29 protein-coding genes are annotated in these 25,893 nt (G+C 56.1%); 20 read left to right on the top strand and 9 right to left on the bottom strand.

Annotation, left to right across the window (positions count from 1 at the left end; genetic code table 11):
* Nucleotides 1-132 precede the first annotated feature (132 nt).
* From flhB to motD, 7 genes are read left to right on the top strand one after another with little or no spacing between them, the layout of a single operon-like run.
* Nucleotides 133-1,266, top strand: a complete 1,134-nt coding sequence (gene flhB / locus GBK02_RS14645) for a flagellar biosynthesis protein FlhB (protein ID WP_203467349.1) — start codon at nucleotides 133-135, stop codon at nucleotides 1,264-1,266.
* Complete coding sequence (gene flhA / locus GBK02_RS14640) at nucleotides 1,267-3,354, top strand: flagellar biosynthesis protein FlhA (RefSeq protein ID WP_203467348.1); 2,088 nt, start codon at nucleotides 1,267-1,269, stop codon at nucleotides 3,352-3,354.
* Complete coding sequence (gene flhF / locus GBK02_RS14635; RefSeq protein WP_203467347.1) at nucleotides 3,351-4,814, top strand: flagellar biosynthesis protein FlhF; 1,464 nt, start codon at nucleotides 3,351-3,353, stop codon at nucleotides 4,812-4,814. The genes flhA and flhF overlap by 4 nt, the downstream gene beginning before the upstream one ends.
* A complete protein-coding gene (locus GBK02_RS14630; RefSeq protein WP_203467346.1) occupies nucleotides 4,807-5,694 on the top strand; it encodes a MinD/ParA family protein in 888 nt (295 codons plus the stop codon). The genes flhF and GBK02_RS14630 overlap by 8 nt, the downstream gene beginning before the upstream one ends.
* On the top strand, nucleotides 5,694-6,446 hold the full coding sequence (locus tag GBK02_RS14625; RefSeq protein WP_203467345.1) for an RNA polymerase sigma factor FliA: 753 nt from the start codon (nucleotides 5,694-5,696) through the stop codon (nucleotides 6,444-6,446). Before GBK02_RS14630 ends, GBK02_RS14625 begins: the two co-directional genes overlap by 1 nt.
* Entirely contained in the window at nucleotides 6,439-7,179 is a 741-nt protein-coding gene (locus GBK02_RS14620) for a flagellar motor protein (RefSeq protein WP_203467344.1), read from the top strand. Before GBK02_RS14625 ends, GBK02_RS14620 begins: the two co-directional genes overlap by 8 nt.
* A complete protein-coding gene (gene motD, locus GBK02_RS14615) occupies nucleotides 7,179-7,994 on the top strand; it encodes a flagellar motor protein MotD (RefSeq protein WP_203467343.1) in 816 nt (271 codons plus the stop codon). Before GBK02_RS14620 ends, motD begins: the two co-directional genes overlap by 1 nt.
* 15 nt (nucleotides 7,995-8,009) lie before the next feature.
* Here motD and GBK02_RS14610 read toward each other — a convergent pair whose 3' ends face one another.
* From GBK02_RS14610 to flgA, 3 genes are all read right to left on the bottom strand, one after another.
* Complete coding sequence (locus tag GBK02_RS14610) at nucleotides 8,010-8,474, bottom strand: flagella synthesis protein FlgN (protein WP_203467342.1); 465 nt, start codon at nucleotides 8,472-8,474, stop codon at nucleotides 8,010-8,012.
* Entirely contained in the window at nucleotides 8,474-8,752 is a 279-nt protein-coding gene (gene flgM, locus GBK02_RS14605) for a flagellar biosynthesis anti-sigma factor FlgM (RefSeq protein ID WP_203467341.1), read from the bottom strand. The genes GBK02_RS14610 and flgM overlap by 1 nt, the downstream gene beginning before the upstream one ends.
* Before the next feature lie 63 nt (nucleotides 8,753-8,815).
* On the bottom strand, nucleotides 8,816-9,508 hold the full coding sequence (gene flgA / locus GBK02_RS14600; protein WP_239003052.1) for a flagellar basal body P-ring formation chaperone FlgA: 693 nt from the start codon (nucleotides 9,506-9,508) through the stop codon (nucleotides 8,816-8,818).
* A 141-nt stretch (nucleotides 9,509-9,649) separates the two neighbouring features.
* On the opposite strand from flgA, the gene flgB reads away from it, so the two are divergent.
* From flgB to GBK02_RS14535, 13 genes are all read left to right on the top strand, one after another.
* Entirely contained in the window at nucleotides 9,650-10,060 is a 411-nt protein-coding gene (gene flgB / locus GBK02_RS14595) for a flagellar basal body rod protein FlgB (RefSeq protein ID WP_203467340.1), read from the top strand.
* Nucleotides 10,061-10,070: 10 nt separating this feature from the next.
* The gene (flgC, locus tag GBK02_RS14590) at nucleotides 10,071-10,484 is read left to right on the top strand and encodes a flagellar basal body rod protein FlgC (RefSeq protein WP_203467339.1); all 414 of its coding nucleotides are present in this window, start codon (nucleotides 10,071-10,073) and stop codon (nucleotides 10,482-10,484) included.
* A 14-nt stretch (nucleotides 10,485-10,498) separates the two neighbouring features.
* Complete coding sequence (locus GBK02_RS14585; RefSeq protein ID WP_203467338.1) at nucleotides 10,499-11,182, top strand: flagellar hook assembly protein FlgD; 684 nt, start codon at nucleotides 10,499-10,501, stop codon at nucleotides 11,180-11,182.
* A gap of 12 nt (nucleotides 11,183-11,194) precedes the next feature.
* The gene (locus GBK02_RS14580) at nucleotides 11,195-12,832 is read left to right on the top strand and encodes a flagellar hook protein FlgE (protein WP_203467337.1); all 1,638 of its coding nucleotides are present in this window, start codon (nucleotides 11,195-11,197) and stop codon (nucleotides 12,830-12,832) included.
* 26 nt (nucleotides 12,833-12,858) lie between these two features.
* Nucleotides 12,859-13,602 carry a flagellar basal body rod protein FlgF gene (locus tag GBK02_RS14575; protein WP_203467336.1) on the top strand — a complete coding sequence of 248 codons (744 nt, stop codon included), beginning with the start codon at nucleotides 12,859-12,861 and terminating at the stop codon, nucleotides 13,600-13,602.
* A gap of 13 nt (nucleotides 13,603-13,615) precedes the next feature.
* The gene (gene flgG / locus GBK02_RS14570) at nucleotides 13,616-14,401 is read left to right on the top strand and encodes a flagellar basal-body rod protein FlgG (protein ID WP_203467335.1); all 786 of its coding nucleotides are present in this window, start codon (nucleotides 13,616-13,618) and stop codon (nucleotides 14,399-14,401) included.
* Between the two features lie 9 nt (nucleotides 14,402-14,410).
* Nucleotides 14,411-15,067, top strand: a complete 657-nt coding sequence (locus GBK02_RS14565) for a flagellar basal body L-ring protein FlgH (protein ID WP_203467334.1) — start codon at nucleotides 14,411-14,413, stop codon at nucleotides 15,065-15,067.
* A gap of 14 nt (nucleotides 15,068-15,081) precedes the next feature.
* On the top strand, nucleotides 15,082-16,377 hold the full coding sequence (locus GBK02_RS14560) for a flagellar hook protein FlgE (protein WP_203467333.1): 1,296 nt from the start codon (nucleotides 15,082-15,084) through the stop codon (nucleotides 16,375-16,377).
* A gap of 78 nt (nucleotides 16,378-16,455) precedes the next feature.
* On the top strand, nucleotides 16,456-17,544 hold the full coding sequence (locus tag GBK02_RS14555) for a flagellar basal body P-ring protein FlgI (protein ID WP_371810494.1): 1,089 nt from the start codon (nucleotides 16,456-16,458) through the stop codon (nucleotides 17,542-17,544).
* Between the two features lie 9 nt (nucleotides 17,545-17,553).
* A complete protein-coding gene (flgJ, locus tag GBK02_RS14550) occupies nucleotides 17,554-18,519 on the top strand; it encodes a flagellar assembly peptidoglycan hydrolase FlgJ (RefSeq protein ID WP_203467332.1) in 966 nt (321 codons plus the stop codon).
* Nucleotides 18,520-18,585: 66 nt separating this feature from the next.
* Nucleotides 18,586-20,718 (top strand): flagellar hook-associated protein FlgK, encoded by a 2,133-nt coding sequence (gene flgK, locus GBK02_RS14545; protein ID WP_203467331.1) that lies wholly within the window; start codon nucleotides 18,586-18,588, stop codon nucleotides 20,716-20,718.
* A 14-nt stretch (nucleotides 20,719-20,732) separates the two neighbouring features.
* Nucleotides 20,733-21,689: a flagellar hook-associated protein FlgL gene (gene flgL, locus GBK02_RS14540; RefSeq protein WP_203467330.1), complete on the top strand. Its 957-nt coding sequence runs from the start codon at nucleotides 20,733-20,735 to the stop codon at nucleotides 21,687-21,689.
* Nucleotides 21,686-22,159 carry a hypothetical protein gene (locus GBK02_RS14535; protein ID WP_203467329.1) on the top strand — a complete coding sequence of 158 codons (474 nt, stop codon included), beginning with the start codon at nucleotides 21,686-21,688 and terminating at the stop codon, nucleotides 22,157-22,159. Before flgL ends, GBK02_RS14535 begins: the two co-directional genes overlap by 4 nt.
* On the opposite strand, the gene fliR is transcribed toward GBK02_RS14535, so the two are convergent.
* The 6 genes from fliR to fliM form a co-directional block, all read right to left on the bottom strand.
* Complete coding sequence (fliR, locus tag GBK02_RS14530) at nucleotides 22,156-22,944, bottom strand: flagellar biosynthetic protein FliR (protein WP_203467328.1); 789 nt, start codon at nucleotides 22,942-22,944, stop codon at nucleotides 22,156-22,158. The genes GBK02_RS14535 and fliR overlap by 4 nt on opposite strands.
* Nucleotide 22,945: 1 nt before the next feature.
* Entirely contained in the window at nucleotides 22,946-23,215 is a 270-nt protein-coding gene (gene fliQ, locus GBK02_RS14525; RefSeq protein WP_203467327.1) for a flagellar biosynthesis protein FliQ, read from the bottom strand.
* Nucleotides 23,212-23,958: a flagellar type III secretion system pore protein FliP gene (gene fliP, locus GBK02_RS14520; RefSeq protein WP_203467326.1), complete on the bottom strand. Its 747-nt coding sequence runs from the start codon at nucleotides 23,956-23,958 to the stop codon at nucleotides 23,212-23,214. The genes fliQ and fliP overlap by 4 nt, the downstream gene beginning before the upstream one ends.
* On the bottom strand, nucleotides 23,951-24,358 hold the full coding sequence (fliO, locus tag GBK02_RS14515; RefSeq protein WP_239003051.1) for a flagellar biosynthetic protein FliO: 408 nt from the start codon (nucleotides 24,356-24,358) through the stop codon (nucleotides 23,951-23,953). The genes fliP and fliO overlap by 8 nt, the downstream gene beginning before the upstream one ends.
* A gap of 93 nt (nucleotides 24,359-24,451) precedes the next feature.
* Entirely contained in the window at nucleotides 24,452-24,880 is a 429-nt protein-coding gene (gene fliN / locus GBK02_RS14510; protein WP_371810493.1) for a flagellar motor switch protein FliN, read from the bottom strand.
* 1 nt (nucleotide 24,881) lies between these two features.
* A complete protein-coding gene (fliM, locus tag GBK02_RS14505) occupies nucleotides 24,882-25,889 on the bottom strand; it encodes a flagellar motor switch protein FliM (protein WP_203467325.1) in 1,008 nt (335 codons plus the stop codon).
* Nucleotides 25,890-25,893: the final 4 nt, after the last annotated feature.

Raw genomic sequence — 25,893 nt, 5'->3', positions numbered from 1 at the left:
CTTTTTTGAAAGTTAACTCTGTTGTCATGTGCTTGCGAGTGGCACCTAAGAAACAAGCTAAATAAACGCACGTACCCCTTTAATTATTCTAGTTTTTTTCTATAATAGCCGGAACAACTCCCGAAAACGGCTATGGCGGAAGAGAGCGACCTCGATAAAACAGAAGAGCCTACTGGTAGGCGAATCGAGCAGGCCCGCGAGCAGGGTCAGGTCCCTCATTCCCGTGAACTCAGTACTTTTCTTGTTCTGATTGTCGCTGCGGCAGCATTCTGGATGATGGGCGGCTGGTTCATGCAGCGTTCCATGGTGATCGCTAAAAAAGCACTTTCGGTCGAGCCTCGCTTCATGCTTGAGCCCAGCCAGATGTTGCCGCGTCTGGCCGATATTTCCGGCGATGCCTTTTGGGCATTTTCCCCTTTGCTTGGGCTCCTCTTGCTGGCCGCGGTCTTGCCGCCATTCTTTCTTAACGCCTGGGTCTTTGCGCCCAAGGCCATCGCGCCCGATTTGAACCGCTTGAGCCCAATCACCGGGTTTGGCCGGATGTTTTCCTGGAACAGCTTGATGGAGCTGGGTAAGGCTGTGGTCAAGGCAGGCTTGGTTGGGGGCGTCGCCGTCATGTTGATCTGGAGTGAGCGTGACGAGATATTCGGCTTGCTTGCCCAGCCTCTGGATGCCGGCCTGGCTCATGCCGGCAATCTGATTTCGTTCTCGTTCCTGGTTTTTGTGGCGGCGCTCATTGTGGTTGTTGCGGCTGATGTGCCTTTCCAGCTTTGGCAGTACTTCGAAAAGCTCAAGATGAGCAAGGAAGAGGTCAAGCAGGAAATGAAGGAGATGATGGGCGATCCTCAGGTCAAGGGGCGTATTCGCAGTCTCCAGATGCAGGCTGCAAGAAAGCGGATGATGTCCGCAGTCCCTCAGGCTGATGTGATCGTGACCAATCCGACCCACTACGCAGTGGCGCTGTCTTACAAGAGCGGGATGGGGGCTCCCAAGGTGGTTGCCAAGGGGATGGGGCCCATCGCGCAAAAAATAAAATCCTTGGGGGCGGAGAATGCCGTTCTCATGCTTGAGGCGCCGCCTCTGGCTCGCGCACTCTATAAACATGCCGAGATCGATAGCGAAATTCCCTCCGCCCTGTATAACGCAGTTGCGGAGGTTTTGGCTTATGTCTATCAGCTTGCCGGCTGGCGTCAGATGGGCGGCACTTATCCTGTTCCGCCGCGCAATCTGCCAGTGCCGCCAGAACTTGTCCCGGAGGCTGCGTAAATGGCCTCCACGACATCAGTCAGCATGCAGGGTATGTTGAGTCGGCTGAATGTGACCCAACTGGCTGCGCCTATCCTCATTTTGATGATACTGGCGATGATGGTTCTACCATTGCCGGCGTTCGCTCTGGATGTGCTGTTTACTTTCAATATCGCCATCTCGGTCCTGGTATTGCTTGTCGCGGTCAACACCCAGAAAACCCTCGATTTTTCTGTTTTTCCGACGGTGCTTCTGGTGACCACCCTGTTGCGCTTGTCGCTAAATGTGGCATCGACACGCGTGGTGATGCTGCATGGCCATTCCGGACCGGATGCGGCAGGCAAGGTCATTGAGGCATTTGGCCACTTCCTGGTCGGCGGGAATTTTGCTGTTGGGATCGTCGTATTCCTGATTCTTGTGGTGATCAACTTCACAGTGATCACCAAGGGCGCAGGGCGTGTGGCTGAGGTGTCCGCACGTTTTACCCTTGATGCGATGCCGGGCAAGCAGATGGCGATTGATGCCGACCTTAATGCCGGCCTGATTGGTGAAGAGGATGCCCGCAAGCGGCGGACCGATATTGCTCGCGAAGCCGAGTTTTACGGTTCGATGGATGGTGCTTCGAAATTTGTGCGTGGCGATGCCGTTGCGGGCATTGTCATCATGCTGATCAATGTCATCGGCGGTCTGATCGTCGGGGTTGCGCAGCACAATATGGATTTTGCGCTGGCAGCCAAAAACTATACTTTGCTGACTATCGGCGATGGTTTGGTGGCGCAGATACCGGGGCTGATCATTTCGATTGCTGCCGGTATGGTGGTGACCCGTGTATCCGATGACCGGGATATCGGTCAGCAGGTGATGGGGCAGATGTTCCGAAATGCCAAGGCAATCGGCATTACTGCAGCCATTGTCGGTTTCCTGGGGTTGATTCCGGGAATGCCGAATATGGTCTTTTTGATGCTGGCATCCAGTTTGGGCTGGTTTGCCTGGCGGATGCAGAAAACCCAGAAACAAATTGCCGAAACGCCGGTGCCTGTGGCTCCTGCACCGGTTCAAGAGTCGACCGATGCCAGCTGGAATGATGTGGCGCCGCTCGATGTGTTGGGTCTGGAAGTTGGTTATCGCCTGATTCCCCTGGTCGACAAGTCGCAGGATGGCGAATTGCTTCGGCGCATTCGCGGGATTCGCAAGAAATTTGCTCAGGAAGTGGGCTTCCTGGTTTCGCCAGTCCATATTCGCGACAACCTTGAGCTGAAGCCCAACGTTTACCGCATCTTGTTGAAGGGTGTTGAAGTCGGGCAGGGCGAGGCATATGCCGGGCAATACCTGGCAATCAATCCGGGACGTGTAGCCGGCACGGTCAACGGGACGGTGACGAAGGATCCGGCCTTTGGCTTGCCGGCTGTGTGGATTGACTCCAGTCAGCGCGATCAGGCTCAAGCCTATGGCTACACCGTCGTTGATTCGTCGACGGTGGTCGCAACGCACCTGAATCATTTGATCCTGACGCACGCTGCCGAGTTGCTGGGACGTCAGGAAGTGCAGCAACTGATCGACCATCTGACGAAGGAAATACCGAAGCTGGTCGAGGATTTGGTGCCCAAGTTGATTCCGCTCGGCACGCTACAGAAAATTCTGCAGAATTTGCTCGAAGAAGGCGTCCATATCCGCGATATGCGGACAATCATCGAAACCATCGCCGAACATGCGCTGCGCACGCAGAGTGCTGATGATTTGACAACTCAGGTTCGCAGCGCTTTGGGACGCGCCATTGTCCAGCAGCTTTTCCCCGGCGCCGGCGAAATGCAGGTGATGTCGCTTGATCCAACGCTTGAGCGTCTCCTTTCGCAGGCCGTTGCCGGCAACTCGGAAAACACCAGTTTCGAGCCGGGGCTGGCCGATACCCTGGTGCGCGAGACGGCTTCTGCCGCTCAGCGTCAGGAAGCGCTTGGCTTGCCGGCGGTTCTGCTTGTCCCGCTGAGCTTGCGCGTACTCCTTTCCCGCTTTTTGCGCCGCACCGTGCCTCAGTTGAAGGTGCTGGCACATAACGAAGTTCCAGAAAATCGAATTATCAAGGTGACCTCGATCATCGGAGGTAAGACATGAACGTAAGAAAATTTATCGCGGCTAATGCCAGAGATGCCTTGAAAAAGGTCAAGGAGACGCTCGGTAACGATGCGATTATTCTTTCGAATCGAGGAATTCCTGGGGGGGTTGAGATCATGGCTGTCGCTGCGCGCGATATGGCCATGATTGTGCCAACCCAGGTCGCCGACTCGACTCCGGTCGAACGTCGTCCTGCACCGGCTCCGGCGATGAGTGCTGATGACGACTATCGCGTTGCCTTGACTTCGGCTCGCGCCCAGATCACCAATTTCAGCCAGCCACGCCCTGCCGTTCAGCCTGCTGCGGTCAACCGTCCGCAAGCCCCGGTTTCTTCGACAACGCGCCATGCCGGGCTGGTCAATGCAGGAATTCCGCGAACCGGGTCGCTGCGCAATCTGGAAACAGCCAAGCCGCAGCCAGCGACAAATGAGCAGCCGCAGCTTAATCAGTCACCGCGCATGCCAGAGCCAGCACCGATGATGGCTGCGCCGCGCCGTGCCGAGGCTGAAATCATTCCTCAGGAAGTCATGGATGAAATCCGCTCGCTGCGCAAAATTGTTGAACAGCATTTGGCGGGCATTGCCTGGGGTGAAACCGCGCGTTCGCAACCGGTGAAAACGGATGTGATGCGGCAAATGCTGGATGCAGGATTCTCTCCGCAGTTTTCGCGCGATATCCTTGCCGATTTGCCGAGCGAAATGAATGAGGTTCAGGCCATGGCCTGGGTCAAGGGTGCGGCAGACCGTTCGTTGATGACGATTGGCGCCGAGGCGGATATCGTTGATCGCGGTGGTGTCTATGCGCTGGTGGGCCCCACCGGTGTAGGCAAAACAACCACAACGGCCAAGCTTGCTGCACGTTGCGTTCTACGCCATGGTCCGAGCAAGGTGGCCTTGGTGACAACCGATGGCTACCGGATTGGTGCTCATGAGCAGTTGCGGATTTACGGCCGCATCCTGGGTGTCTCGGTCTACCTCGTCAAGGATGCCGGCGAGCTTCGTCAGACACTGAAGGAGCTGCAGCACAAGCATATGGTCCTGGTCGATACCATGGGGATGAGCCAGAAGGACAAGCTGGTGCCCGAGCTGACCGACATGCTGGCCGGCTGTGATGTCCAGCGCCTGCTGCTGCTATCGGCAACATCGCGTGGCGATACCATGGATGATGTGGTGCACGCTTACGAGGGCGACAAGTTGGCTGGTTGCATCCTGACCAAGATCGATGAGGCTGCCAGCCTGGCAACGCCACTTGATGTGATCATGCGTCACGGTCTACGTCTTCACTATGTCTCAAATGGCCAGCGTGTTCCAGAAGACCTGCATTTGCCAAATCGTGGCTACCTGGTGCATCGGGCATTCAAGGACGTTCCGGAAACTTCAGCCCATAAATACGATGGTGTTGAACCCGCCCTGCTGATGGCCAATGCATCTCAGGTTGCGGCAGGTGGGCATCGTGGCTGATTTTCGGGTTGATCAGGCGGCCGGTTTGCGCCGGCTGTTTGGCGGTGGCCAACTTCAGGTGGTTACTTTCGTGGCGGGCTGTGAGGGGGTCGGGCGCAGTGTGGCCGTCGCCAATATCGGTGCTGCATTGGCTCGATTGGGCAAGGAAGTGATGATCATCGACGAGCATTCGTCGCGTGATGACATTGCATCGGCTTTCGGCTTGAGTGCACGTTTTGATCTGATCAACGTGGTTCAGAAAGAGCTGCCGCTGCAGCAGGTTCTGCTCCAGCCGATGGTCGGCTTGCGAGTTCTGCCTGCAGCCAAGGCTGCGGCCAAACTGGGCCGCTTGTCGCTTGCCCAGCAGCAGAATCTGCTCGATGCATTGTCCGGTCTTGAGCGACCAATCGATGTCATTCTGGTCGATGCCAGCATGGCCCATCCGCATGGGTTTTCACCTTTTGGTCTGGCTTCGCAGGAGGCGGTGGTGGTTCTTTCAGGCAATAGCGCATCAATTACCGAGGCCTATTCCTTGATTAAAAAAGTCAGCCATGCCTTCGCGCGCAAGCATTTCAGAATCCTGGTGAACAAGGTGCGCAGCTACCCGGATGCCCGCTCGATTTTCGATAATATTGCGCAGGTGACGGCGCAGCGCGGGATTGCCCAACTTGAGTACGCGGGGGCGATATTGCTTGATGAATCCCTGCGACAAGCCGCTCAGTTGTGTCGTCCGGTGCTGGTTCAAGCTCCCAATTCGGATGCGGCTTCTGCATTCCGGGATATTGCCGCCGATCTTCTTTATTGGCAGCGTGGTGAGCGCGAGGGGGGCGGGGTCGAACAATTCGTCCAGCAACTGCTACACTTGAGCCAACGCATAACTCCAAACGTACTCCGCGCTTAATGTATACCGCTGCCGGGCAGCCAGATAGAGAACAGCTGGTTCAGCGCTTCGTGCCGCTGGTGAAACGTATCGCCTATCATTTGATGGCCCGTTTGCCAGCAAGTGTCCAATTTGAAGATCTGGTCCAGAACGGCATGCTCGGGCTGCTCGATGCTATCGACCGTTTTGAAGAAGGCTTCGGTGCCCAGTTTGAGACCTACGCCACCCAGCGGGTGCGCGGTGCGATGCTTGATGGGCTGCGTGAGAACGATTGGTTGCCCCGGCAACTTCGCCGTGAATTACGGCGTATCGAGGCGATGATCAATCAGCTTGAGCATGAGCATGGTCGTGCACCTTCCGAGCGCGAATTGGCTGACGCCCTGGGAATGTCGCTGGCGGATTACCAGAAAACCCTGGGCGATGCTCGCGGTCATCAACTGCTTTATTTCGAAGACTTCACCGGTGAAGGCGATGAAGATTTTCTTGAGCGGCACTTTACCGATAACGATGCCGACCCACTGAGTCTGCTTGAGGAGAAAAGTCTTCAGCAAGCGCTTGTCGGTGCGATTGAGCGCCTGCCTGAGCGCGAGAAATTGATGATGGCCTTGTATTACGAGCAAGATCTCAATTTGCGTGAAATTGGCGAAGTAATGGGCGTCACCGAGTCGCGCGTTTGTCAGTTGCATAGCCAGGCGGTGGCGCGTTTGCGTAGCCAGATTGTCGGGCAGTTGCCGGCTGTGAAAAAGCAGCGCAAGGAGAAGGTGCGTGGATAAAATCAGTCTGGCTGGACTGGCGATTGGCCTGATTGCAATCGTCGGTGGACAGATTCTTGAGGGGGGGCATGTTAGCTCTCTTGTCCAGCCAACCGCCTTGATGATTGTACTTGGCGGTACTTTGGGGGCCGTTCTTCTACAAAGTCCCTATCCCGTCTTTCGGCGTGGCATGCAGATGGTGAGGTGGGTGTGGGTGCCGCCCGTGATCGAGCAAAAGCAGGTACTTGACCAGGTTCTGGGGTGGAGCCAGATTGCCCGTCGGGAGGGATTGCTGCAACTCGAAAACCAGATCACCAGAATCAAGGACCCCTTCACGAAAAAGGGCCTTCAGTTGTTGGTCGATGGCGCTGATCCCGAGCATATCCGTGAGTTGCTGGAGGTTGATATCAACACCTTCGAGGACGAATGGCGGCAATCAGCCAAGATATGGGATTCTGCCGGAGGTTATTCTCCGACGATCGGTATTCTGGGGGCTGTCATGGGATTGATTCATGTGATGGAGAATCTTTCCGACCCCACCAAGCTGGGCTCCGGCATTGCAGTGGCCTTCGTGGCAACGATTTATGGCGTTGGATTGGCGAATCTTGTCTATTTGCCGATTGCCGGCAAGCTGAAGTACTACATTGCGCGAATGGTTGCTTCCAAGGAGATGTTGATCGATGGCCTGGTGGGCATTGCTGTTGGCGACAATCCCCGCATCATCGAGAGCCGTCTCAAGGGCTACATGTTGTAATGGCTAGAAAGCGCCGTGAAGAGGAGCATGATAATCATGAGCGCTGGCTCGTCTCGTACGCTGACTTCATAACCCTTCTGTTTGCATTCTTCGTGGTCATGTACGCGATTTCTTCGGTCAACGAAGGAAAGTACAAGGTTTTGTCGAATTCGCTGACCAATGCCTTCAAAAACTCAACAGCGGAGGTCGGAGGGCAGCCGATTGCCGTTATACAAGGGGCGCCGCCGATTCCTCCGCACCCGATTCTGAAGCCGGACAAATTGCCCGAGCAAATCAAGGCTGAAGAGAAAAAAGTACAGCAGCGACAAAAGATGAAAAATGTCGCCAATAATATTATGGAAGCGCTGCAGCCGCTGGTCGCACAAGGCAAGGTTCGTTTGCTTGAAACAAGCCGTGGCGTGACGATTGAGATCAACGACAGCATTCTCTTTCCGGCAGGCCAGTCAAAGTTGCAGCCCGCGTCCAGTTCCGCCATGGGTGCTATTGCGCAGGTGCTGGCTAGTACGGATTTTCCGATCACGATCGAGGGGCACACGGATAATGTCCCCATTTCAACACCGCAGTTTCCATCGAACTGGGAGCTTTCGGCCATGCGGGCAACGACTGTTTTGCGTTTGTTTAATGACAGTGGCGTAGGTGCCGAGCGGTTGACGGCAATCGGTTATGGGGAGACCCGGCCATTGGAAACGAATACGACGGTCGAGGGGCGGGCGCGTAACCGTCGTGTCAGCATTTTGATCGATTCGAACCGGCCGGAAGAGCCAACTGAAATCAATGGTGCGGAGACTCCTGCACCGAACAGGCCGCCCGGTTGAGCGCGTGGTGAGCGCTCAGGCTGAGTCGACGATTCGGCTGCCCGTATACTGGGATGTTTGTCCGTTGCTGCCGTAGAAAGTGTTTTCTTCCGCACGGCGGGTGAGAATGGCTAATGCTTGCGTGGTTCGTTCCAGATGAATGGCGACGAGTTTTGCATTCAGTTCATTCAAACGCTTGGCGCTAAGCGCCGATGCCATCAACGCCGTCCATTGGGCGGCGATTTTTGCTTCAGATGGGTGCTGGGCCAGCCAGGCGGCCATCCGTTCTTTTTCCGGCAAGGCCGGGTTGCCTGAAATCAGCGAGTTGCGCTGAGCTTCAAGTGCATTCAATTGCTCAATCAGTGCAGATTTCTCAGCGTGGATGGCTGGCAGCGATTCAGGCTTGGCCGTGCTTAGTGCGTTCTGCTCATCAGTCAGAAGCGCAACAAAACGCGAAACCAGCAATGTTTCGCGTTCCAGTATCTGGCTGAGAGGCAGCATCAGGCGTTACGTTGCGAATTGACCAGGTCGCGTGCAGAGTCCAGAAGCCTGCCGGCAATGGCTTCGGGATTGATCTTGAAGCGCCCTTGAGCGATCGCATCCTTGATTTCCTGAATTTTGGCAAGGTTGACCGGAGGTTTTTCGCTGGCCTGAAGGGTGCCGGCGAGTGTGCTCAAGCTCACAGCCTCGGTGGACGACGGGGTTTCAGCCGGAGATTTCGGCTGCTGCCGTGTCGGCGGGGGCGTGCTGGTGGTCTTGTAGGAGTTGTCGATTTTCATGGTTGTTCTCGCAATACTTTGGAACTCATATGGCTTAACGGCCATTCAGGTTCAAACTTTAGCCTAAAAAGATATTTCTACACTGCCATCGCTGCGTGCAGTGCCGCTCACGGTTTGTCCTGAATTCATTCGCACCTGAACCAGTTGCCCTTCTGCTGCATTGTTGATGGCTTTTCCCTCGCCGCTGACGGCAAATCCAGCCCCTTTTGAGGTGACGCGAACCGATTGCCCCTGCCGGATCACCATCGGAGAAATCAATTGATCGCTGCGCAGTAATTGGCCGGCCCCCAGTGAGTTGCGCAGTGTTTTGCCGAGAGCCGCTGCGGGGTCGGAAATAATGCCGGTTGGCAGCGTGGATACGTCACCGGACAGGACATGCAGATCACCCGCCTGAATGGCCTGCCCGGCGAGAATTGAGCGGGCGGTGGTGACGTAATTGCCGGTCACTAGTATTTCGGCCGGTATCAGGATATTCCAGGCGTTCGGCGTCAGGCAGCGGATGCCGACACTTGTTTTTCCCATCATTTTGGCGCCGGGCGGTGTGTAGGCTTCAAGCGCCGCACAGGTGGGGAGGCGGCTGGTATCGATTTTGCCAAGCCGAATCGTTACTTTGCCGGGAAGCCCCTTCGTTTGGATCTGAATGTGGCGCTCTGCGGTATCCAGTACCGGATCGATTTCGGCTGCGGCCAGCAGGTTGCAGGCAATAAGCAGGGGCAGCAAAAAAACGTATATGAGGCGCATGCCGCCATTGTGCACGACCTCTTCCCAGCATGGAATAGTAAGGCCGGCAAGAATTGCCGTGCAGTCGGTTGGGAGTGGTGAATTGGCGCCTAACTATATGATTTTAATGCTTGGCACGCTAACTGCTTTAAATTGTATGATTTTTTGGAGTGAACCATGTCATCAATCGCACAGCACGTATCTGTTCTCAGCCAGGCAATGAATTTGAGATCCCAGCGCCATCAGGTGCTCGCCTCGAATATCGCCAATGCCGATACCCCGCAATACAAAGCGCGTGATTTCGACTTTCAGGGGGCGATGCAAAATGCACTGGCCGGCCGGGCGAGTGCCGGTGGCGTTTCCTTGATGACCACTTCGAGCGGCCACATGCGCGGAGATGGCTCCGGCGGTGCGGCCAATTTGAAATTCCGCGGAGAAACCCAGTCGGCCGTTGATGGAAATACTGTCGATATGGATGTAGAGCGCACTCAGATTGCTGAAAATGCTTTGCAATATCAGGTGCTTACTCAATTGATTAGCGACAAGTTCAAGGGCATGCGCAGTGCCCTCGCTTCAAACCAGGGTTGAGGAGCCATAAATGAGCCTCTTTAATGTTTTTCAAGTGTCGTCCAGTGCCATGACGGCGCAGTCGATGCGTTTGAATACCACGGCGTCCAATTTGGCGAATGCCGACAGTGTCGTGTCGTCCGATGGCAAGCCTTATCGCGCCAAGCAGGTTGTTTTTGAAGCGACGCCCATGGGCAATGCCGGGGAGTCCTCAAAAGGCGTTCGGGTTCGGCAGATTGTTGAAGATGCTTCACCGGCGCGGATGGTTTACGACCCCAAGAATCCTGCGGCAGATGAAAAAGGCTACGTGGCATTTCCAAACGTCAATGTCGTTGAGGAAATGACCAACATGATCTCTGCATCGCGCTCGTACCAGACCAATGTTGAAGTAATGAATACCGCCAAGACCATGATGCTGCGTACTTTGCAGATCGGTCAGGGCTAACCGGGAGAATCGCCATGGCAACCGCCGTCAATAGCTCTACCAGTTCAAATACATCGCTGATTTCCTCGTTGAATGGTTCGTCTACAACGACCAAAACCACGACTGCGGATGAGATGCAGACTCGCTTCCTGAATCTCCTGGTGACCCAGTTGAAGAATCAGGACCCGCTCAATCCGATGGATAACTCGCAGATGACCACCCAGTTGTCGCAGATCAGTACCGTGAGCGGTATCGAGAAGCTCAATGCGACGATGGAGAAACTGCTCGGCAATTATTCCGGATCGCAAACGATGCAGGCGGCAGCAATGATCGGCAAAACGGTATTAACTGCCGGGAATGCGTTGGCGCTGGGGAATTACGGCGCGGTCGGTGGCGTGACGCTGGATGGTGCCGCAGACAAGGTTACCGTTTCGATTACCGATTCGGCTGGCAAAGTGGTTCAGACTCAACAGCTTGGTGCGCAGCCGGCCGGGACCATGAATTTCTCCTGGGACGGCAAATCGGATGCAGGTGTCGATCTGCCGAATGGCGATTACAAGTTCACCGTCAAGGCAATTCGTGGTGATGCAGAGGTGAAAACAACGGCTCTCCAGGCTGGCACAGTAAATGCTGTGACTTTGGCCAAGGATGGATTGTCGCTGCAGTTGGCCAACAACAAAACGGTGGCTTACAGCGACGTCCAACAAATCATGAATTGATCGGGGTTCATCATGGCATTCCAACAAGGTTTGAGCGGTCTGAACGTTTCCTCCAAGGCGCTTGACGTTATCAGTAACAACATCGCCAATGCATCGACCGTAGGTTTCAAGGGCGGTCAGGCACAATTTGCCGACGTTTATGCAGCCTCCTTGGGGGTTGGTGGTGGTTCGCAGGTTGGTATCGGGGCATCGCTGCCGGTTGTTCAGCAACAGTTTTCGCAGGGCAATGTCTCGAATTCGAATAACCCGCTTGATATCGCGGTCAACGGTTCCGGCTTTTTCCGTCTGCAAAAAAATGCAACGGATCAGACGATTACCTATACCCGCAACGGTCAGTTCCATCTTGACGACAAAGGCTTCATCGTCAATGCGCAGAAAAACAATCTGACGGGCTATCCGATCGAGAACAATGTGACCAATCGTGCTGCGCTGATTCCGGTTCAGCTGGATACGACGGGTGTTGTGCCTCGTGCAACTGGTGCTTCCCCGACCAATCCGGGAATCGTGACGCAAATGAACTTCGATGACCGTGACTTGAAGTCGCTGACATCCGGAACGCCGAACAATCTTGCTCCGTGGTCGGCAAACACGTCTTTCCCGCCGAATAACCTGAATACCTTCAATTATTCGACGTCTGTCACGGTCTACGACCAAAAAGGCAACGATCACGCACTGTCGATGTATTTCACCCGGGTAGGTAACTCGGATGGCGCAACACCGGCCAAGAACTTGTGGAACGTTCACTATGTGCTTGATAACAAGGATATTACCGGGCAAGTGCAGTCTGCTACCCAGGCCGTGACAACGGGTGTTCCCACGCTCGAATTCGGCGGTGATGGCCAGATTGTGACCACCGGTTTCGTCGGTGGTGCCGGTGTCACCAAGACGGATACGATTACGGCGAGCGGTGGCCCCGAGAATGCCAGGCTCAGCTACAACTCACTGGCCAGCGTGGCTTCGGTGACTGGGCCGGGAGGCGCTCCCGTCTATGTGGCAGGTACCGACTACACCTTTGACCCGGTGACCGGTGTGCTGGATACCGGCGGGATTGCCGTTGGTACCAACCTTGTCGTTACGTACACGACAAGCCCGACGGCCATGGCGACCGATTACAAGTTCAATATCGATGTTGCAGGCCTGGATGCCTACGAATCGCCTGTCGGGAGTGGTGTCTATCCCTTCCGTGGTTTGTTCGACGTGGCGACCCAGCCAACCATTCCGCTCGACTTTGACAACAGCACCCTGTTCGGCAGCGGCTACGACGTCAATAAACTGGTTCAAGACGGTTATCCGTATGGTCGTCTGAGTGGCGTTTCGGTTTCTTCTGACGGCATTCTGCGCGGCAATTACAGCAATGGGCAGACCAAGGACATCGCTCAACTGGTGCTGGTGGACTTCATTTCACCGACCGGTCTGGCCAGCCTGGGTAATAACCAGTGGGGTGAAACCTCAGCTTCCGGACAGCCTCTGATCGGCGACCCGGGAACCGGCAATCGTGGCGTCTTGCAGTCCTCGGCTGTTGAAGAGGCGAATGTCGATTTGACGCAGGAACTGGTCAATCTGATTACGCAACAGCGTAACTACCAAGCCAATGCGCAGTCGATCAAGACCCAGGACCAAGTGCTTCAGACGCTGGTCAACCTTCGCTAATTAATCGACTGACCTGAGCTACTGACATGGATCGTCTGATCTACACCGCAATGACCGGCGCCAAGCATGTATTCATGCAACAAGCCGGTACAGCCAATAATCTGGCCAACGCCAGCACTGTCGGCTTCAAGTCGCAGGAGCACCGCTTCCGGGCGGTGCCGGTGATCGGTGAAGGAATGCCGACCCGGGCTTTCGTGGTCGACGCGTCAGTCAGCGATGTTTTCGATGAAGGCCCGCAGATGATTACCGGGCGCAACCTGGATGTTTCGGTCAAGGGCCGTGGCTGGTTGGCGGTGCAGACACCGGATGGTGGCGAGGCTTACACCCGGGCGGGTAGTCTGGATGTCGATGTGAACGGTCAGCTGCAAACTAAGGGTGGCTTGGCGGTTGTGGGCGACGGCGGTCCGATCAGTATCCCGCCTGACAACAACATTGAAATCGCGCCGGACGGCACGGTTTCCGTTGTGCCGACGACCGGTCTGCGCAACAACGCCAATGCGATCGGGCGGATCAAGATGGTTAATCCGCCCGAAGAAGATTTGGTGCGCGGTTCGGATGGCCTGTTTCGCCTGAAGAGCGGCGATCCGGCCCCGCTGGATGAACGTGTCAAGCTGACCTCGGGCACGCTCGAAGGCAGTAACGTCAATGTGACGGATGCGATGGTCAATTTGATCAGCCTGTCGCGCCAGTTCGAAATGCAAATCAAGATGCTGCAAACCGCAGATACCAATGCCCAGCGTGCCGACCAGCTGCTGTCGCTGAATTCCTGATAGGACCTGACCCATGATTCGTTCCCTGTGGATTGCCCGTACCGGCCTGGATGCCCAGCAAACCCAGCTCGATGTGATTTCGAACAATCTGGCTAACGTCAGTACCAACGGCTTCAAGCGCGGCAAGGCGGTTTTTGAGGATCTGCTTTACCAGACAATGCGTCAGCCAGGTGCCCAGTCGTCGCAGCAGACGCAACTGCCCACCGGCCTGCAACTGGGAACTGGTGTCCGGCCGGTGTCGACCGCAAGAATCTTCACCCAGGGCAATATTCAGAAAACCGACAGCACGCTGGATATCGCTATCCAGGGGAATGGTTTCCTGCAAATCCAGATGCCGGACGGCAGCACGGCTTATACCCGTGATGGTTCGTTCCAGAAGGATAGTACCGGCCAGATCGTAACCTCAGAGGGCTATCCCTTGCAGCCGGCAATCACGATTCCGGCCGATGCGCTGTCGTTGACGATTGGCACCGATGGTGTGGTCAGCGTGACGCAGCCGGGTAATCCGCAGCCGACGACTCAGATCGGCCAGATTCAGCTGGCGACGTTTATCAATCCGGCCGGCATGCAGAGTGTGGGCCAGAACCTTTTCCTGGAAACCGCTTCGAGCGGGACCCCAACGCCGAATACGCCGGGAACGAACGGCGCCGGTATCGTCAATCAGGGCTATGTTGAAACGTCCAACGTCAATGTGGCCGAAGAGTTGGTGACGATGATCCAGACCCAGCGGGCTTATGAGCTGAACTCCAAGGTCGTGTCGACCTCCGATGCCATGCTCGGCCGGCTGACTCAGCTGTGAGGTGAAATCATGAAACGTTTCCTGTTACTGGTCGTTGCAGCCATGGCCGGATGTACCACGGTGCCGGCAACCAACATTCATCAGCCGATGTCCGCCCGGCCTGCTCCGCGCATGGAGATGGCGAGCGGCAATGGATCGATCTATCAGGCGGCCGGCAGTCGTCCTCTTTTTGAGGATAGGCGCGCACGATTCGTTGGCGATACGATCACGATTACGATCACTGAAAGCAATACTGCCTCCAAGACGTCCAATAACAAGCTGGACCGCACGGGGTCAAATGTCGCTTCGGTTTCCGCGATGGCTGGTTTGCCTGGGCAGTCGGCTCTCGGACTCAACCTGAATACCAAGACGGCCAATGCCTTCGAGGGTAAGGGCGAGGCGGGTAACAAGAATAGTTTCAGCGGCAGCATCACGGTGACGGTGATCGATGTCCTGCCGAACGGAAATTTGCTGGTTTCCGGTGAAAAGCAAGTTGCCGTAGGGGATGAGCAGGAATATGTCCGCCTTTCCGGGGTGGTCAATCCGGCATTCGTCGATGCGGCCAATACGATCAGTTCATCGAAGGTGGCTGATGCCAGAATCGAGTACAAGTCGGCCGGGCAGTTGAGCGAAGGCATGATGATGGCCTGGCTTGGTCGTTTCTTCCTGAATGTGATGCCATTCTGATGCGAGGTTGAATCATGGCTTTTATCCAGGCATTAAGCGGCTTGTATGGTGCAGCCACAGGGCTGGATGTCATTGGCAACAACTTGGCCAATGCCAGTACCGTCGGCTATAAAAACTCGCGTGCCGAGTTCTCGGATATTTTCAATTCCTACCTGAAAGCAGGCGTTGGTGGCGGCGCGCTATCCCCCGGTGTGGCTCAGCAATTCACCCAGGGGTCACTGGCTTCGACCAATAACGGGCTCGATTTCTCGATCAACGGCAATGGCATGTTCCAGGTTGTTTCCGATACAACCGCGACAGCCAGCGTGGCCTATACCCGTAATGGTGAATTCCATTTTTCCCCGGTGCCAACCGCAGCGGGGACGGCGCCGGCTGAGAAATACATTGTCAATGCCAACGGCAGCTATCTGACCGGTTGGGCGGAAGGCGTTGCCACAACGACGGCGCCGAGTGCCCTGAAGTTGATTGACTCGATAGCCGCCAAGCAAACCACAACCAGCAACCTGCGTTTCAATCTTGATGACCGGGCCAGCGTACCGACCGATCCTGTGTTTTCTCCGAACTCGCCGGCTTCATTCAACTGGTCAAGTTCGCAGGAGGTCTTTTCAGGCGTTAACGGGGATACCAAGGCGCATGCGCTGACGCTCTATTTCGTCAAGACAGCCACACCGAATACCTGGGAAGTGCATACCCGGATTGATGGTGCAGTTCCGGCAGAAGAAGCCGGTGGACCGCGGCAACTGGTTTTTTCGCCAACCGGTTCGTTGCTTTCCGGTGGAAACATCACGAGTAGCGGTCCTGTTACGGCAGAAAGCAAGGCGACGGACCCGGTGACTGGTGCCGTTACGCTGACCAGTTCAACCGTAACCTTGCCGATTTCAATCGATTTTGGCCAGACAACCCTGTTTGCAAGTGGTTTCGATTCCGGTAAGTCCCTGCAGGATGGCTACAAGGATGGTTTGCTTGCCGGGACCAGCTTGTCGACCGACGGGACGATCCAGGGGCGTTATTCGAATGGGCAGACGCAAAACATGGGCAAGGTTGCTTTGGCAACCTTCATCAATCCCAATGGTTTGCAGTCGATCGGTAGCAATCTCTGGCGCGAAACGAGTCATTCCGGAGCGGCCAATATCGGCAGCGCAGCACAAGGCGGGCGCGGCGTGACGGCATCGAATTCGCTGGAGCAGGCCAATATCGATACGGCAGCCCAGTTGGTCGACATGATCACCATGCAGCGGAACTACCAGGCCAATGCCCAGACGATCAAAACGCAGGATGACATGCTCAAGACCTTGACCGGGTTGCGTTGATTTATCTGCCAGCCTTCGGGCTGGCACGTTTCTTTCTTAAGTGATGCCATTCAAGAGAAAATCTCGCGGAGGCGCATCATGAACAAGAAAAACGGCAAATGGTTCCGGCAAGCGGCAATGCTCGCCGCACTGGCTTTGCCCATGGGGTTGCAGCCCGCCTTCGCCGAGCGCATCAAAGACCTTGCCAGCATTCAGGGGGTGCGCAATAACCAGTTGATCGGTTACGGCATCATCGTCGGCCTGGATAACACCGGCGACCAGACGACCCAGACACCTTTCACGACGCAAGCCATGGGCAACATGCTGTCCCAGATGGGCGTTAATCTGGCGCCGGAACAGGCCACCAAGCTGCAATTGAAGAATGTCGCTGCGGTCATGGTAACGGCGGTATTGCCCCCGTTTGCCAAGCCTGGTCAGCCGATCGATGTGACTGTTTCCTCGATCGGCAATGCCAAGAGCCTGCGCGGCGGCACCTTGCTGATGAGCCAGCTGAAAGGTGCTGACGGGCAGGTCTATGCCGTGGCGCAGGGTAATGTCCTGGTCGGTGGGGTTGGTGCCTCATCGGGTGGTTCGAAAGTTACGGTCAACCATCTTTCAGCCGGCAGAATTCCGGGGGGCGCGACGGTTGAGCGTGCGGTCAGTACGCCGCTGGGCCAAGGTGGATTTGTCTATTTTGAGTTGGCCGGCAGTGATTTCAGCACGGCTCAAAAAGTGGTCGATGCGATCAATAAAAGCATGGGGCCAGGAACGGCTCAGGCGCTCGACGGGCGCCGGGTTGCCGTGCGTGCGCCGGATGATCCGGATGCTCGGGTTTCCTTCCTGGGGCGCATTGAAAATCTCGATATCAAACCCGAGATCGGAATGGCCAAGGTCGTGGTTAATCCCCGAACCGGCTCGGTCGTCATGAATCAGAAAGTCACGCTGGATGCCTGTGCCGTGGCGCATGGCAGCCTGTCCGTCGTGGTCGGGGAGCAGCAGCCGGGCGGCGGTGCCGACGTCCAGGTCAAGCAGGATGCCGGCAGCCTGATGAACATCAAGGCCGGGGCGAATCTGGCCGATGTCGTCAAGGCATTGAATGCACTGGGTGCCAATCCGCTCGATCTGCTGGCCATTCTGCAAGCAATGAAAGCGGCCGGCGCCTTGCGTGCCGACCTCGAAATCATCTGATCGATCGATATGGCTGGAAAAATACAGGACTCTCCAAATCGTGCCGCCTTTGATGTGCGCTCGGCTCAGGATTTGCGCAGCCAGTTCCAGAAAGATCCGAAGGAAGGCTTAAAGGCTGCGGCACAGCAGTTCGAGACGCTTTTTCTTCAGATGGTGATGAAGAGCATGCGCGACGCAACGCCGCAGGACGGCTTGCTCAACAGCGATCAGTCACGCTTCTATACCGGCCTGCTGGATCAGCAGATGGCGCAAAACATGGCTGGATCGGGAAAGGGGGTCGGCTTCGCAAAGCTGATCGAACAGCAACTCGGGCGCAATTTGGGATCGAGCGAGACGCCGGTTGATTTGAGTGCGCCGGCAAATGCTGCCGCTGACAATTTGCCGCTGACGGCATCCGATGGTCGGCATCTTCAGTTCAAGCCGGTTTTGAGTAATTTACCGACTTCGTCGGCATACCAGGCAGGGAAGGTTGCAACGCCGTCGGTTCAATCGACGGATGTTCCTGCCACGTCGAGCGAGTTCGTCAATCGCGTCTGGCCGCATGCCGTTGAAGCGTCGCGGTCGACCGGCATTCCGCCGCAATTTCTGGTGGCGCATGCGGCGCTTGAAACCGGCTGGGGCAAGAGTGAAGTGCGTCGTGCAGACGGCTCGACGAGTTTCAACCTGTTCGGCATCAAGGCTGGAAAAAGCTGGAATGGCGCGACGGTTGACGCCAAAACGACCGAGTACGTAGATGGCCAGGCCCAGCAGTCGGTCGAGAAGTTCCGGGCCTATGGTTCCTACGAAGAGTCGTTTCGTGATTACGCCAGTTTGCTGCGCAACAACCCGCGCTACGGAGCAGTGATTGGCTCGCAGGATGGCACGGAGTTTGCTCGTCGTATGCAACAGGCAGGTTATGCCACCGATCCGATGTATGCCGACAAGCTCTCGCGCATCATCAACGGGCCAACGCTCCGGCAAGCGCTCATCGGCTGACAGCCCTGCCAGATCGCTCAACTTTCTGGGTGATCGGTCGATAATAAAGCGGTAAAGGAGCAGGTCATGGCAGGAATTTTCGGTATTGGCGTGTCAGGAGTTCAAGCAGCCCAGATGGGCATGCTGGTCACGCAGCACAACATCACCAATTCCAACACGCCTGGCTACAACCGTCAGTCGATTATTCAGGCGACTTCGTTGCCGGTCGGGTTTTCTTCTGGTTTTATCGGCAATGGCACACAGGTTTCTACGGTTAGCCGCCAATACAATTCCTTCCTGACGGATCAGGTTCGTCAGTCGAGCACCGAATACAGCTCACTGGAAGCCTATTTCAATCAGGTTCAGGTGGTCGATGATTTGCTGGCTGATGCAAATGCCGGTGTTTCTCCGGCATTGCAGGATTTTTTCAAGGGATTGCAGCAGGTTTCTGCCGCACCCTCATCGTTGCCAGCCCGCCAATCGATGGTTTCTGCGGCACAGGCGCTGGTGTCCCGTTTTCAGGGGGCAAATCAGCGGATCTCGGATCTGTTCGGTCAGGTCAATCAGCAAATCACTGATTCGGTGGCGCTGATCAACACGTACGGCAAGCAGATTGCCGCCTTGAACCAGCAAATCACGATTGCCCAGTCGGCGGTTAACCAGCCGGCCAACGATCTGCTTGATCAGCGCGACAACCTGATCAGCGAGCTCAATAAACTGGTCAAGGTCGAGACGATCTCTCTTGGGCAGGGTGGGCTTGAAGTCATGATCGGCAAAGGCCAGGTACTGGTCATGGGAACGCATACCAATGAATTGTCTGCCGTGCGTTCGAGTGCCGACCCGACCCGGACAACGATTGCTATCGATCTTGGCAATGGCAAGCAGGAACTGCCCGAAAACATTATTGAAGGTGGGCAGTTGGGTGGCTTGCTGGCATTCCGCAGCGAAACACTGGATACCGCAGTTAATTCGCTCGGCAAAGTTGCAGCCTCGCTGGCGCTGACATTCAATGCGCAGCACGCAACCGGGATGGATCTTCTCGGAAACAGCGTCGGTGTGGGCGGTGCCAACGACAGTGGATTCATCGCGAATTTTTTCTCTATCCCGAATCCCAAGGTCATTCCTTCCAATCCGGCCGGGCCGCAGGTCAGTGCAACATTCACGCCGCCGAAAATGACATCCGGTACGGATGGAAATTATTTTACGGACATCACCAATAACGACTACCGGCTTGAGTACAACGGTGCCAATTTCACCCTGACACGCTTGCAGGATGGTGTTAATTGGTCTGACACGACCCTGGCCGGCTTGAATACTCAAATCAATGACCGGACCGACCCGCGCGGTGCGCAAGGGATTACGCTGGCTGACAATGGAGCCGCGTATTCCGATGGTGATTCTTTCCTGATCGAGCCGACGCGCGAAATGGCCAAGAACATCAAGGTCGATGAGCGCATTGCCAACGATGTCCGCTTGATTGCCGCGGCGTTGCCCGTTCGCGCCAGTGTCAGTTTGACCAACCAGGGGACCATGAAGGTCAGCGTTAACCGTGTCACTCAGGATCTGACCGCGACAGCACCGGGGCCGGCCTATCCGGTCAAGATCGGCATCAGTGCCGATGGTGCTTCCCTGACGCTGGGCGATGCCGGCGGACCTTATGGCGTGACCAATCCCGGCCCATTTCAGGTGACGGCCTATCCGAGCGGCGGGGGAGCCCCGACGACCTATACGCTCGAATATCCCGCCAGTGCAACGCCGCCGCCGACGGCTTCCGGCATGACTTACGAAATCTGGGACGGCAATAGCCGGGTTCAGTTCTCGATCAGCGGTACGGCGCGTCCCGGCGATACGTTTTCGCTGGATATGAACGACAGCAGTACCGGCGGCAAGATCGGTGTTTCGGATAGCGGCAACATGCTGTTGCTCGGCAAACTGCAGACCCAGAATACGTCAGATGGTGCGGCAACCAGCTATCAGGGAGTCTATGCCCAGATGGTGTCTGATATTGGTAACAAGGCTCGCGAAATCGAAGTCACCAAGGATGCTCAAAAAGCCCTGGTCGACCAGGCCAATGCGGCAAGAAGTGCCGAGTCTGGGGTCAATCGGGATGAAGAGGCCGCTAAGCTGCTGGAGTTTCAGCAGTTGTACCAAGCATCTGCCCGTTCGATCAGTGTCGGCCAGAAGCTCTTCGACGAATTGTTGTCGATCGCTCGCAACTAACGAGGCAAAATACCATGAGAGTTAGTTCTAGTCAGATGTTTTACGCCGGGACGACCAATATCATTAATGGTCAGTCTGCTGTCTATAAGACGCAGAATCAGCTATCGACGATGCGGAGGATTCTCTCTCCGCGTGACAATCCGGTTGACTCGACCCTGTCACTGATGACGACCCAATCGAAGGAGGTCAATGCCACCTTCCTGAAAAATCAGGGTATGGCCGCCGACCACCTGGGGGATCTCGATACCCAGCTTGGCTTGGCCAGCGATCTCCTGCAGGATGTGCTGTCGCGCAGTATCCAGGGGGGCAATAGCTCCTACAGTCCGACGCAGAAGCAGGCGATTGCCGAGGAATTGAAACGGCGTCTTGAAAGTCTTGTCGATATTGCCAATGCTCGTGATGGTTCCGGCGATTACATGTTTGCCGGCAACACGACCAATTCGAAGCCTTTCAGTGTCAGCGGCAGTGGCGGCAATTACAGCCTGGGTGGGACGCCGATCGTTTCCTATAGTGGCGACGATGGTCGTCGCCTGTTGCAGGTCGAAGCTTCTCAGGATGTGGCAACGAGTGAGTCCGGGCAGGATGTGTTCATGCGCGTCACGAATGCCAGCGGTGACTTGCTGGGGCGCAGTGTGTTCGATGCCGTGAAAAATATGATCGACACTCTGGATTCGAGCAGCGGTGTCGTACCGGCACCAAGCTACGACCAGGCACTGGGCGACCTGCATGCTTCGCTTGATCATATTTCGAAGGCGCGGGCATCGGTTGGTGCGCGGATCAATCAGCTTGATTCACTGACCGAAGCCGGTGGCGATTTGTCGGTCAAATATGAGACGCGCCTGGCCAATCTTGAAGGCCTGGATTATGTTGAGGCTTTTTCCCGGTTGAGCCAGCAAAAAATGCAGCTTGAAGCCTCGCAACAGTCATTCGTCAAAACGAGTGGCTTGAGCTTGTTTAACTATATCTCATGAAGCGCTTGGCTTTCTTGCTGGCGCTGTGCGCCACGCTGACTGCTTGCAGTTCGACAGGAACGGCCGGTAAATCGCTGATTCCTGACAAAGCAATCCAGTTGACCGCGAAAACCTCGATTTCCTTGTCGAATCTGGCCACCGGTTTGGCTGTCGCGGCAGCAATTCATCTTGTCTACGACCCGCTGGCACCCAATTGGGAAATCGAAGAGTCGCGGCTGAATGACGATACCTATCGTTTTTCACTCAAGATGAAGCGCTACCACACCGGAGGCGCCGGTGAGTCGATCCAGATTCTCAAACGCCGGGCCAGCCAGCTTCAGTATGAGCAAGGCTACGCCAGCTACCAGATCATGGAGTACAGCGAAGGGATCGACTCGCAAACCATCGGTGCCCGACGCATGGCGGAAGGGACGATCCGGCTGGTTCAGCGCCAGCAGGCTGACTCATTCATGCTCAACGAGCGAAATTAACGCAGGCTGCCCGGTACAGCAAAGCCGAGCATCGCACTCATGGCATATTCGTAAAGCGCCTGAATCGGAACGGCAAGGTAATTCATGCTGATGGCCAGCGCAAAGAACCCACCAAGCAAGGTCAGCGGGAAGCCGAGTGAAAAGATATTGAGCTGAGGTGCGGCTCGCGTCAGTACTGCCAGTGCAACGTTGATGATCATCAGGGCGACGATGACGGGCAAGGCGATCAACAGGCCGGCCGAAAAAATCTTGCCGGCAAGTTCTGCCAGATTGAGCCAGCTTCCAGCGCCGAGTGGATTGGGGCTGACGGGGATGACCTGGAAGCTTTGGGCCAGCGTGGCAACAAACACCAGGTGGCCGTTGATTGAAAGAAAAATCAGCAGGCCGATGAGCCCGAGAAATTCGGCAATCACAGGTGTTTGTGACGAGTTGAGCGGATCGTAAAAGGTGGCGAAGCCCAAGCCCATTTGCGAGGAAATGAACTCACCAGCCAGGTCGACCGCAGAAAACACAATCCGTGCGGCAAAACCCATCGCGATGCCGATGAGCATTTCCATGAAGAGTATCCAGAGCCCGGCCAGTGAGCCGGGGGCGACGTTGGGCATGGCGGGGAGCATGGGCGCCAGTGCGATGGTGATCGCAATGGCGAGGATGAGCCTGGTTCGCCGGGGGATGCCCGCTGTGCTCCAGAGCGGTACGGCAGCAATGAACGAGAGAATCCGGATCAGCGGGTAGGCAAACGCAACAATCCAGGCATCCAGTTGCGCCGTCGTTAGATTGATCATCTCAGCCGATCAACTGCGGGATGCTCTCGAAGAGGCGCTGGATGTAGTCCATCATGTATTGCAGCATCCATGGTCCGACCAGCAGCAGCACAAGGAACATGACGACAAGCTTCGGGACAAATTGCAGCGTTGACTCATTGAGCTGCGTGGCCGCCTGAAAAACACTGACGATCAGGCCGATGATCAGGGCCGAGAGCAGCATCGGTGCAGACATCAGCAAGGTGACCTCGATCGCCTGCCGGCCAATTTCCATGACGGTGCCCGGTGTCATGAGCCGAAACTCTGAACCAACGAACCGATCACCAGATGCCAGCCATCGACCAGCACGAATAGCATCAGCTTGAACGGCAGGGCGACCATGACCGGCGACATCATCATCATGCCCATCGACATCAGCAGGCTTGCGACCACCATGTCGATAACGAGAAACGGGATAAAGATGATGAAGCCGATCTGAAAGGCCGTCTTCAGTTCGCTGATCACAAAGGCCGGAATCAGGATGCGCAGCGGCGTGTCTTCCGGTTTTTCGATGCGGGAAATCTTGGCGACGCTGGCAAACATCGCCAGGTCAGCTTCGCGTGTCTGCTTGAGCATGAAGGTGCGCATCGGGACGGCCGCCCGTTCGCCCGCCTGCATGATGTTGATCTTGCTCTCCGATAGCGGGACGTAGGCTTCGGTATAAACCCGCTCGAGCGTCGGTGACATGATGAAAAAAGTGAGAAAGAGTGCTAGCCCGACCAGGACCTGATTCGGCGGCGAGGTCTGCGTTCCCATGGCATGACGCAAGAGCGACAAAACGATGATGATGCGCGTGAAACTGGTCATCATCAGCACGGCTGCCGGAATGAAGGTCAGCGCCGTCATCAGCAGCAGGGTCTGGATGGTCAGCGAGTATGTCGTACCGCCGCCGCCCGATGGCGTGCTGGTAATCGCCGGCAATCCGCCGGTTGCCTGGGCCAGGGCCAGCCCGACAGGCGCCAGCAGGCAAAGAGCAAGTGAAAGGCGTTTAATCATTGATGCGGCGATCGGTAATCGACTTCAGCCAGGTGGCAAAGGGTGCGTCGGCATGTTCTGCCAGATGGTCTGCCGCCGGCGCTCCTTTGGGGAGCGAGTGCAGGGTGCGAATTTGTCCCGGGACGATCCCGATGACCAGCCAGGTGTCGCCGACCTCAACCAGGACCAGGCGCTCCCGGGGGCCCAGGGCAACGCCGCCAATGACTTTCATGCCCCCCTGCCCGAAAATCTTTCCGCCCGACACCTTGCGTGCCAACCAGGTGGTGCCAAGCAGCAAGCCTATGATCAGGCATAACGCCAAACCCGCCTGAACATAGCTGCTGGCAGAAACGCCTGGCGCAGCTGTGTCGGTTGCGAGGGCCGGAAAGGAAGCGAGAAGCAGGGTCAGATAGCGCAGCAAAAGGACGGCCCGCAGGTAAGTGAACAGGGCGCTATCTTAAACCGAAATGGGTTTGGCCGAACTGCTGCGGTCGACCGCAGCAAAGGGCTGATTTCAACGATTGAGTTTGCGCATCCGCTCGGAGGGCGTGATGATGTCCGTCAGGCGGATACCGAATTTGTCATTCACGACAACGACTTCACCTTGTGCGATCAGCGTGCCATTGACCAGCACATCCATCGGTTCGCCCGCCATGGCATCCAGCTCGACGACCGAGCCATGAGCCAGTTGCAGCAGGTTCTTGATGGTGATCTTGGTCCGGCCGAGTTCGACGGTAATCTGGACGGGAATGTCCAGAATCATGTCGAGCTCGTTCATCATCCCGCTTGCACCACCGCCGCCGCCAAAGGATGGAAAGATGTCGGCCGGCTGGGCTGCCGGTGCATCGGTGATCGCCTGTTCCGCCATGGCGGCAGCCCAGTCGTCTTCGCTGATTTGTTCTTCGGTTGTGGTGTTTTCTGTGTTTTCCATGTCCTCGGACATCTCATTCTCCCGTTACCGGTTCCCCGGCGGGTGTATCAGGCAGCGCCGATATGAAACGCTCGACCTTAAGTGCATATTGGCCATTTTGCTGGCCATAGGAACATTCCATCAGCGGGACATTGTCGACCACGGCAGAAATGCGCTCGGAGATATTCAACGGAATGACATCACCGACCTTCAGTTTCAGAATCTGGCCGAGTGAAATCTTGGCTGTGCCAAGGCGGGCAACCACTTCAACTTCAGCCCCTTGCAGTTGCTTGCGCAAGGTTCCGATCCAGCGCTTGTCGGTGGATAACTGGTCGCTCTGCATCGTGCTGTACAGCAAGTCACGAATCGGCTCCATCATCGAATACGGGAAGCAGATGTGCATGTCGGCCGTTGCTCCGCCGAATTCAAGCGTAAACGTGGTTGAAACGACAATTTCAGCCGGTGTTGCGATATTCGCAAACTGCGAATTCATTTCCGAACGGACGTATTCGAACGTGATGTCGTGTACGGGTTTCCACGATTTGCCGTACTCGGTGAACACCACATTCAGCAGCCCCTGGATGATGCGCTGCTCGGTCGGTGTGAAATCGCGTCCTTCGACCCGCGTATGGAAGCGGCCATCGCCGCCAAACATGTTGTCGACGACAAGGAACACCAGGTTCGGGTCGAAAACGAACAAGGCGGTACCACGCAAAGGCTTGGCAACGACCAGGTTCAGGTTGGTCGGGACGACCAGGTTCCGGATGAATTCACTGTATTTCTGAACACGGATCGGACCGACCGAAATTTCGGCGTTCCGATGCATGTAATTGAACAAGCCAATGCGCAGGTAACGGGCAAAACGCTCATTGATAAGTTCAAGCGTTGGCATGCGCCCACGAACGATACGTTCCTGGGTGCCAAGATTGTACGAGCGTATCCCGCCGCCATCTCCCGCGCCTTCTTCGGGTTCGTCGGTTTCCCCGGTGACGCCCTTCAGTAGGGCATCAACCTCGTCCTGGGAAAGAAAGTCGCCAGCCATGGCT

Origin of the sequence: Dechloromonas sp. TW-R-39-2, from assembly GCF_016864195.1 — a bacterium.
Taxonomy (GTDB): Bacteria; Pseudomonadota; Gammaproteobacteria; order Burkholderiales; family Rhodocyclaceae; genus Azonexus.
The sequence above is the reverse complement of the archived record's forward strand: the minus strand, read 5'-3'. Positions and strand labels throughout refer to the sequence as shown.